An 8,136-nucleotide genomic window follows, 5' to 3' on the forward strand; every position below is an offset into this window, starting at 1 on the left:
TAGGCTGCTACAACTCTTTGCCGCAAATCCAAAGAATGAGTCGGCATTCCTTTCTCTCCTTCCTCTTGAATACCTGTACCCTATTTTAAATTAAAAGGCTGTACTTTTCGTCGGGGAAAGAGAATCGGCTCATCAGGGCACTGTCAATCGGCAGCGAGCTTGCTATTATACATTGACCTCACTGAATCCATTTTTTGTGCTCTTGGATACAGAGATCCCATCTGTCCCGGTAACGGGAGGGATCGCCTGGCGGAGCTGCGCTCGGCAAACCTGGCTTACTGCCTCTTGGCTTAGTTGCCGGCCAGATCTTTGCGGAAGCTCTGTAAGAGTGTTAAGAATGATTACACTAGTCTGTCATCCTCTCAGTTTTCCCACTTGTCCTTCTCAGCGCTGTGAAACGACTATGCTAGATCCCATTCCCCCTCCTGTCCTTGAAGAATACCTGTTGGAAGCGGGCATCATTGACCGCTCGCAGCTGAGCTTGGCCAAAAAGCTGCAGCATCGCCAGCAGGGGCCGCTGCTGATGATCCTTTTGGAGCTGAGTTTCATCGATCTCGAGCAGCTCAGGCGCCTTCTGGATTTGGGCCGCACCTACGACCATGCTCCAAACGCTGGATAGCCTTGAGCCCGATTGGCAACAGCATCTGGCCCGCTGGTCTGCGGCTGGGCAGGGATCCCTGCTGCTGAAAAGTTGCGGGAAGAAGGATCCGGCGGAGCTGCGTCGTTTTTTACAGCAGGTCTGCGCCCCTGTCCAAGCGTTGACCTTGCTCACAGAAGACTTGCAGATAGTGGGCGGCCCCCTGACGCTGCAAAGCTGGGATCCGCAGGCCACAGGCTCTTTTGCCCATCTTTATCTGGAGCGCTCTGCGTCTGCACAGCACCTCAGCCGCTTGGCGGCAATTGTGGCTCAGTTGCGCGCCCCCGACGGCTGTCCTTGGGATCGCGCCCAAACGCCTGAGTCGCTCACTCCCTATATCCTCGAAGAAGCCTACGAGACGGTGGCGGCCATTCGGGCCGGGGATCCGGCAGCGATTGCCGAAGAGCTGGGGGATCTGTTGCTGCAGGTGGTGTTGCAATCCCAGATCTTTGCCGAGCGAAACCACTTCGACCTGGAAACTGTAGCCGCGCGGATTGCCGATAAGCTGATCCGCCGTCACCCCCATGTATTTGGGGAGGCTCCGCAGTCAGATAGTTCCAGCCTTTCTGAGTTGCACCGCTCCTGGGAAGACATCAAGCAGAAGGAACAGCCGCAGCAAACCCTCGGCCAGAAACTGCTCCACTACGCCGAAAGTTTGCCCCCCCTGATGGCCGCCCTGAAGATCTCCCAAAAGGTGGTGGGAGCAGGATTTGAGTGGCCGACGGTGGAGGGGATCTGGGCCAAGGTGCGCGAGGAAGAGGCCGAACTGCGCCGAGAGCTGGAACGGGATCCCCCTGACCCGGCGCGACAAGAAGCCGAGTTGGGGGATCTGCTGTTTGCTCTGGTCAATTTGGGCCGTTGGTATGGGCTGGATGCCGCACAGGCCTTGACCCAAACCAACCTGCGCTTTGCCCGCCGCTTTTTGCGCCTGGAAGAGCTGGCGCGGCAACCAGCAGAAGCGGCATTGCCTAGCAGCGGCCAAGCCTCCCCTCTCCAAAGACTCACCCTCGCGGAGTTAGAGGCCCTCTGGCAACAGGCAAAGCAGGAGCACCCCTAATCCCTTCATCTAGAAACCGCAGGAGACCCGCCCTGTACCCCCCTATATCCCCTCCGTATACGGGGGGAGTGGGGGGCCGGGGGCCGGGCCGGTCAGGGCTGGGAGGAATGCGTTCCCATAAGGTACAGTAACAGTATGACCCAAACCCTGACTATCTCCTGCAAGCTCAAGGTGTCTGAGGCGCAGGCCGCCAAGTTGGATGCGACTCTGGACGCCTTTGCGCAGGCACTGAACTGGGTCAACCAAAGCACACCAGAGAAAGTCGTTAACGCAGTCAAACTCCATTCCCTTTGCTATTACGAGATACGCGCTCGCTTTGGGTTATCCAGTAATCTGGCGGGGCAGGTATGCAGGCGGGTGGCGGGGTCGCGCAAGGTTGCCAAGCAAAAGAACCGTCCAGTCAAGGCGTTCAAGGCGGGCTTCGTCACCTACGATGCCCGCATCTTCTCGTTCCGTGAAAAAGACTGGACGGTATCGCTAACTACGGTTGAGGGGCAGGAACGGTTTGAGCTGGCCATGGGTAACTACCAACGGGGCATGCTGGCCGGCACCCACCCAAAAGCGGCCACCCTGGTCAAACGGCAGGACGGTTCCTACTACATCCAGATTTGCGTCGAGCATGACCTGCCGGAGCCCCAGAACACCCCCAAGGCGATTGGAGTGGACTTGGGCAGAACAGATATTGCACACACCTCAGAGGGGGATAACTGGAGTGGACAGCAGTTGAGCCGGGTCAGAGACCACTACTCCCGGTTGAGAGCGGTTCTCCAACGCAAGGCCAGTAAGGGCACAAGGTCTAGTCGGCGGCGGTGCCGGCAGCTCTTGCAACGGTTGTCTGGCCGGGAGAGACGCTTCCAAACCTGGGTTAATCACTGCATCTCCAAAGCGATTGTGTCGAGGGTGCAGGCAACCCACAGCTTTATTGCCTTGGAAGACCTGACCGGGATCCGGGAGCGTGTCAACCAACAGCCGCGTAGCAAGACGGAGCGCCGGCGGTCGAATAGTTGGGCGTTCTACCAGTTGCGGCAGTTTGTGCAGTACAAGGCAGCAAGAGCAGGGATCCGGGTTGTGTTGGTGCCGCCTGCCTGCAGCTCACAGACCTGCCACCAGTGCCTGTGGATTGGGCAACGGGAAAGGAAGCGCTTCCGTTGTGTCAACCCGGCTTGTGGTTGGGAAGGGGACGCAGACTACAACGGGGCAAATGTAATTGCGCTTTTGGGGGCTGCTGTAAACCAGCCCCCCTCAATCCCCCCGCCCCCCTGCCCCCCGTATACGGGGGGAGTGGGGGGCAGGGGGCTGGAAGGGGGGCGGTCGGAGCCGGGTAGTTTACTTATGTCTGAACCGGGAGACCTGCCCGCGGGATCCCTCAGCGATTGTTAGGCAAATTCTGGATGGGAACGACCAGCTCTTGCACAGGCAGAGCCAGCGGTTGGGCGGTGTCGCCGATCAAGGAGCTGGATGGCACAGGAGGAGAAGAGGCTGGAACCTCGCCGACGGGGCGCAGTTGCCAGCGGATGATCTGCTCGCCGCGGTAAAAGGTCACCAGCAACTGATCCCCTTGCGGTTGGATCTGCCAGGTGCCGTCGCCGCTGGTAACCGAAATCTGCCCGCCGGAAAAGGGCGCATCCAACGCCGGCCCCGACTGCGTCCAAATGCGTCCGCCACCGGTTTCCAGAACCAGTTGCACCGTGGCCCCTTGCCCCTGACCGCTCAAGATCTGGCCAGTGCCACTCCAAACTTGGGTCTCTGTCTGAGCCACGGCGGGCTGCCCAAGCTGTAGAGCCATGAGCAACAGCCCTGCCCAGCTCCCCTGAGCTCGTAGTGCCCTCCTCCAACCAGGAGAGAGGAAAGAATAGCGAGAGAAAAAGGCCATTGCACTCACGTCAGTACCACACGCCGCGATAGAACTGAAACACAGCAGAGCGGGAGGAAGCTCGAGGAAGCAATTTTTTACACTGTCCCTCTCACAGTCTATCGAAACCGTCGGGATCCCTTCGCGTTCTCTTGGGCTTGGGTTGAGCTGGCTGCCGGGATCCTCAGTTGTCCTGATCCCAATTTAGGCAATCCCCGCCCCCCCAGACAGGCTGCAACCTGAGCCTCTGGCTGCGGGGATCCCTAGCAACCGCTTCGCCAATGCGCAGAGCCAAGTCCGAAACCATAACTCAAAGATGGCAATGTTGTTATTTCGATTTAGACTGAGGCACTGCGCCCGCCCCGTTTCCTCTTTTGAGGGAGTCGTGGGGGCTTTTCCTTTCTAGGATCGATGTCTCCTCTCAATTGAGATGAGATTAAGAATTGCTGCGATCCAGAGTTGCAGGGGAGTCTGCTGACAGCTCTTCAACGCAGAGAAAGGAAGCGCTCCAGGGCTGCCACCATCGCCGGTGGCCAACGACGGACGGTTTTCACCCACTCCAGGTCGGCATAGCGGGGATCCAGCCCTTGCACAGCCACCCATTGGCTTTCTGCTTCTCCCTGCCGGCCTTGCACCCAAAGAACAGCGCTGAGGGCAGCCCGCATATCCGGGAACTTCGGGTACTTGCGCACCAAAGCCCGCATCAGGCGCAAGGCAGCTTCCGTTTCTCCCACCTGATAAAGGCAGAGGGCGTAGTTGGCCTGGGCAAAGGCGTAGTCAGGAGCCAGCTCCGTGGCGCGACGGTAATCGGCCAGGGCCTGCTGCCACTCTCCCAGCGCTGCCTCGGCATTGCCCCGGTTGTTGTAGGCTGCCGCATCGTTGGGATCCAACTGCAACACCCGCTCGTAATCGGCAATGGCCTCCTGCCAGCGCCCTAGCCCCTCCAAAGCCGTCCCCCGATTTAGATAGGGATCTGGTGCGTTGGGAGCCAGGCGAATGGCCTCAGCATAGTCCTCCAAAGCCTCCTGCAAGCGGTTCTGGCTGACGCGGGCGTTGCCTCGGTTGCTCCACAGGGCCGGGTTGTCGGGCTGGCGCTGCAACAATTGGCTCCAAAAGGCCTCTGCCCGGGCAAAATCTCCCCGGTTGGTGGCAGCAAAGGCTTCCTCAAACAGCCGGTCAATCTCAGGATCGATCTTGGCACTCGCCGCCGCTGCCCCATTCGCTGACTCAGATCCAAGGGGGATCCCAAGCCAAAGCAGCACCAACAGCAGGGCAGCTAAAAGAGGGGATACTCTTGCCTTCATCGCCATTGCCAGTTGGCTCACTAGGTAGATGCTCCCCCATCTTAAGCCGCCGCCCCAGGCTTAGTTGTTCATCTCCCGTTCCAGCTTGGCCAGCGCGATCTGGCTTTCCAGGCGAGAAATGCCTTCGCGGAGGGTTGCCGCCTGCGCTTCAACTTCATCCAAAGATTTGCGAACCGCCTCTGCAGCACTCATGTGTTGGTTCCGCTGCACCAAAGCCTGGCGCGCCAGCTCGTCCTGGTCATGTTGGCTGGCCTTTTGGGCTCTGACAAACCAATCCTCGGCCTTTTGCAGCAGTTGATCGTACTGCCGTTCCAGTTGCTTGCGGCTGGCCAGCGTTGTGGCCAGGCTGCGCTGCAGTTGTTTGAGATCCCGCTCCATCTGGCGGATGCTCACCCTCTGCCGGCTGGGCTTTCTCCACAGCAGCTTGCTCAAGCCCACCATCACCACCGCGGTGGCAATGCCCACGCCCGCAGCCGCTGCCAGGTTTTCCCGTAGGAAGGAGCCGTCCAAAACGTTGGATCCCGCAAAGGCTGAGGTTTGCGCGGCTGTCTCCCGAAACTCCCAGGGCATCACCGGATTGCGTTGCTGCCAAAAACCTCGTCGCGCCGCCTGGGCCAATTCTTGAGCTTCCAAGTAGCGCTCCCGGTTGGCCCCGTACAAAAAGCGCTCATAAACCACCGCCTGCCCCTGGCGCAACATCTCCAAATTCACCAAACCCTCGGCGTTGTACACCTGGGCAATGTGCAGCCCTTCTGGCGTGACGTAGAGAGTATCCACCTGCACCAGGGATCCCGGCGGCAGCAGGCTTTGCAAAGCTTCCTGCGAGAGCCGCCCCCAGCGCCCTTGCGTCAGCTCTGGGGCATCCACATAGGCAAGACGAAAACGGGTTGGCCTGCCGTTCAAGTCTGCCCAAAAGGTGTCCCCATCCACCACCGACCGTACTCGCGCTGTCCCAGAAGATTGGGCCGCTGCAGGGAGGACAAACCAACTGCCCGAAAGGACAGCCGCCATCATCAGGAGAGAAGTTCTTGAGGCCATGGGGATCACTCCTATTGTGCAGAACAACAAAAGTTAAGAAATAATAAGAAATGGGGAAGCTGCGGGAACTTACCGAAAGCCTGGAGCGTCTTCACGAACCGGAAGCAAGAACGATAGCCGCCCCTTCTTCGAGGAGAGGCAGCGGGAGCAACACTTCGCTTGCGCCAGAGAGAGCAGATTCTCTGACGCAGGGATCGGTCCTGTGAAGAAGACGGCTTCCAGGATGACAATTTGGGTTAGAGTTTAGCTCACCTCTTGGGGCAACGTCACAACCCTAGAGCGCAATCTTTGCCCAGTTAGGGGATTGGAATTACAGGCGCAAGCGGTAGGGCTCTTCCTCGGGAAAATCGGGCAGAGGAGGTGGGAGAATCTCGATCTCGCCGGTGGGCAGCGTCCGCAGCACCGTCCCCAATTGGGTCAGTTGTTCCAGAACAAACTGGCGGGTATCCCGGTCGCTGGTGGCATTGAACACGCTCAGCCAGACATCGAAGCGGGAACGGCGGCTGAGGGGGCTGCGGGCGATGTTGTCCCCCAGTTGGCGAAAGTCGTCGCCGGGCAGGCCCACCTGTTCCCGCCAGGCGGCAGCTTGGTAGTAGTCGCGGCGGCCCGCTTCCGCATCCCCCAAAAACATGAAGTTGATCAAGGCGCGATCCACGTAGAGCCGCCAGGCGTCGGGATTGTTTTGGGGGTTAAACTGCTGCAGGCCGCGATCCAAAATCTCGACAGCTTTTTCCGGCTGGCCGGCCCGATAGGCCAACACCAAGCTAGACAGCCGGTAGCCCAAGAAAAAGTTGGGATCCAGTCGCAGCATGTGGTCGAAGTACTCGTAGGCGAGGCCGTAGCCGGTTTGGGCACGAGCAGGGGCGTCGCCGTAGTACTGGATCAGCTCCAGCCACAGCCAGGAGGCGCCCAGGTTGCGGTAGCCCAGCCAGCCCAGGGTGGTGGCCAGGGCGATGTTGCGGTTTTTGCGGGCCTCGGCATTTTCCAGGGCCTCTAGGTTGATCCGCTCCAGCATCGGCACCTGCAGCCGCACCACCAGGATCCCGCACAGCAGCGCCCCGCCCACGGCGGCCAGGGTGCCTGCCAGGGAGAAACGGGAGCGGCGACGGGGCAAAGCAGCAGCAGTCATAGCCAGTTCTGAGCGGATCCCTCAACGGCTACACTCAATCATAAATTCATCCTGCCTTTGCATCGACTGCTCTCTCGCTCTCTGTTGAGCTTTTCCTCTGCGTATGACCAGATCCGCCCTCTCGGCTGCAGACCGGGCCCTCAGCCTCTACGAGGCTCTGCCCTACCCCAACGTGCCCCTCTCGCAGTCGGCCCGCAATGCCCTGGGGGAGATGTTCAAGATGAGCTATACCACCGCCCAGTACCTACGCACCCACGCCCTCGTCCCGTCCGAGGGCAAGGTGATGCTCAACGCCGGCTGTGGCTCCGGCTGGGAGACGCTGATGATGGCGGAGGCCAATCCGGGCGCCCAGATCGTGGCCTGTGATCTGTCGCCGGCTTCGGTCAAGCTCACCGAGGAACGCCTGCGGCACCACGGCTTCACCGATGTCCAGTGCTACGTCCTCAACGTGCTGGAGCTGGATCGCCTGGGGATCCAGTTCGATTTCATCAGCCTGAACGATGTTTTGTATTTGTTGGCGGATCCCACTGAGGGCTTGCGGGCGATGAAAAAAGTCCTCAAGCCCGAGGGCATCATTCGCGCCAATCTCCACAGCCGCCGCCAACGCCAGGTGTTTCTCCGCCTGCAGGCAGCTTTGCAAAAGGTGGGGCAATTCGACGTCCCGCCGGCGGTGGGGGCGCAACATGTGCGGGAGTTCATGGGATCCCTGCAGGAAGAGGTGGCCAAGGCGGTGCTGTGGAACCCGGCCAGCTATACCGAAGATGCCGCCATCATGAACAACTATCTGCTCTGATACATTTACGCTGAACACTGCTGAGCATTACTGCTCAGCGGTGAAGCGATAGCATTCTGTCCGTTTCCGTTGTCACTACGCGATGCTGACGCGACCGCGCTACTCGGACGGAGTCCAAACAGAAAGGCGGTATCCCGCAAAGCCCTGAGCATAACACCCAGAGCGCCTTGCCAATCTCGTGGTAGCCTATGGTTGCACTTCGGGCATCTAAACACCTTTGCGCCACCCAACTTGGTGTGGATGTGCCCGCACTTGGTACAGGTTTTGCTGGTGTACGCTTCCGATACTTCCACGACAACCACGTTTTTCTTCTTGGCTTGAAACTT

The 8,136-nt window shown here is 59.5% G+C and carries 9 protein-coding genes; 4 read left to right on the forward strand and 5 right to left on the reverse strand.

Annotated elements, in window-relative coordinates; genetic code table 11:
- The first annotated feature begins 403 nt into the window (after positions 1 to 403).
- The 3 genes from SYN65AY6A5_RS01560 to SYN65AY6A5_RS01570 all read left to right on the forward strand — a co-directional run bounded on the left by SYN65AY6A5_RS01560 (position 404) and on the right by SYN65AY6A5_RS01570 (position 3,074).
- Positions 404 to 619, forward strand: coding sequence for a DUF2949 domain-containing protein (locus SYN65AY6A5_RS01560; RefSeq protein ID WP_041438447.1), 216 nt, complete (start codon positions 404 to 406; stop codon positions 617 to 619).
- Positions 600 to 1,694 carry a nucleoside triphosphate pyrophosphohydrolase gene (gene mazG, locus SYN65AY6A5_RS01565; RefSeq protein ID WP_099813021.1) on the forward strand — a complete coding sequence of 365 codons (1,095 nt, stop codon included), beginning with the start codon at positions 600 to 602 and terminating at the stop codon, positions 1,692 to 1,694. Before SYN65AY6A5_RS01560 ends, mazG begins: the two co-directional genes overlap by 20 nt.
- A gap of 135 nt (positions 1,695 to 1,829) precedes the next feature.
- Positions 1,830 to 3,074, forward strand: coding sequence for a transposase (locus SYN65AY6A5_RS01570; RefSeq protein ID WP_240530958.1), 1,245 nt, complete (start codon positions 1,830 to 1,832; stop codon positions 3,072 to 3,074).
- On the opposite strand, the gene SYN65AY6A5_RS01575 is transcribed toward SYN65AY6A5_RS01570, so the two are convergent.
- From SYN65AY6A5_RS01575 to SYN65AY6A5_RS01590, 4 genes are all read right to left on the reverse strand, one after another.
- Positions 3,061 to 3,453: a hypothetical protein gene (locus SYN65AY6A5_RS01575; RefSeq protein WP_143596971.1), complete on the reverse strand. Its 393-nt coding sequence runs from the start codon at positions 3,451 to 3,453 to the stop codon at positions 3,061 to 3,063. The genes SYN65AY6A5_RS01570 and SYN65AY6A5_RS01575 overlap by 14 nt on opposite strands.
- Before the next feature lie 578 nt (positions 3,454 to 4,031).
- Complete coding sequence (locus tag SYN65AY6A5_RS01580; protein ID WP_011430823.1) at positions 4,032 to 4,850, reverse strand: tetratricopeptide repeat protein; 819 nt, start codon at positions 4,848 to 4,850, stop codon at positions 4,032 to 4,034.
- 60 nt (positions 4,851 to 4,910) lie between these two features.
- Entirely contained in the window at positions 4,911 to 5,888 is a 978-nt protein-coding gene (locus tag SYN65AY6A5_RS01585; protein ID WP_099813022.1) for a PspA/IM30 family protein, read from the reverse strand.
- Between the two features lie 310 nt (positions 5,889 to 6,198).
- Positions 6,199 to 7,017 (reverse strand): hypothetical protein, encoded by an 819-nt coding sequence (locus tag SYN65AY6A5_RS01590; RefSeq protein WP_011430821.1) that lies wholly within the window; start codon positions 7,015 to 7,017, stop codon positions 6,199 to 6,201.
- 103 nt (positions 7,018 to 7,120) lie between these two features.
- Here SYN65AY6A5_RS01590 and SYN65AY6A5_RS01595 point away from each other — a divergent pair, with 103 nt between their 5' ends.
- A complete protein-coding gene (locus SYN65AY6A5_RS01595; protein ID WP_240530959.1) occupies positions 7,121 to 7,810 on the forward strand; it encodes a class I SAM-dependent methyltransferase in 690 nt (229 codons plus the stop codon).
- A 5-nt stretch (positions 7,811 to 7,815) separates the two neighbouring features.
- Here SYN65AY6A5_RS01595 and SYN65AY6A5_RS01600 read toward each other — a convergent pair.
- On the reverse strand, positions 7,816 to 8,136 hold a 321-nt coding region (locus SYN65AY6A5_RS01600; protein ID WP_143597121.1), incomplete at its 5' end, for a zinc ribbon domain-containing protein.

Source organism: Synechococcus sp. 65AY6A5, assembly GCF_002760415.1.
GTDB lineage: Bacteria > Cyanobacteriota > Cyanobacteriia > Thermostichales > Thermostichaceae > Thermostichus.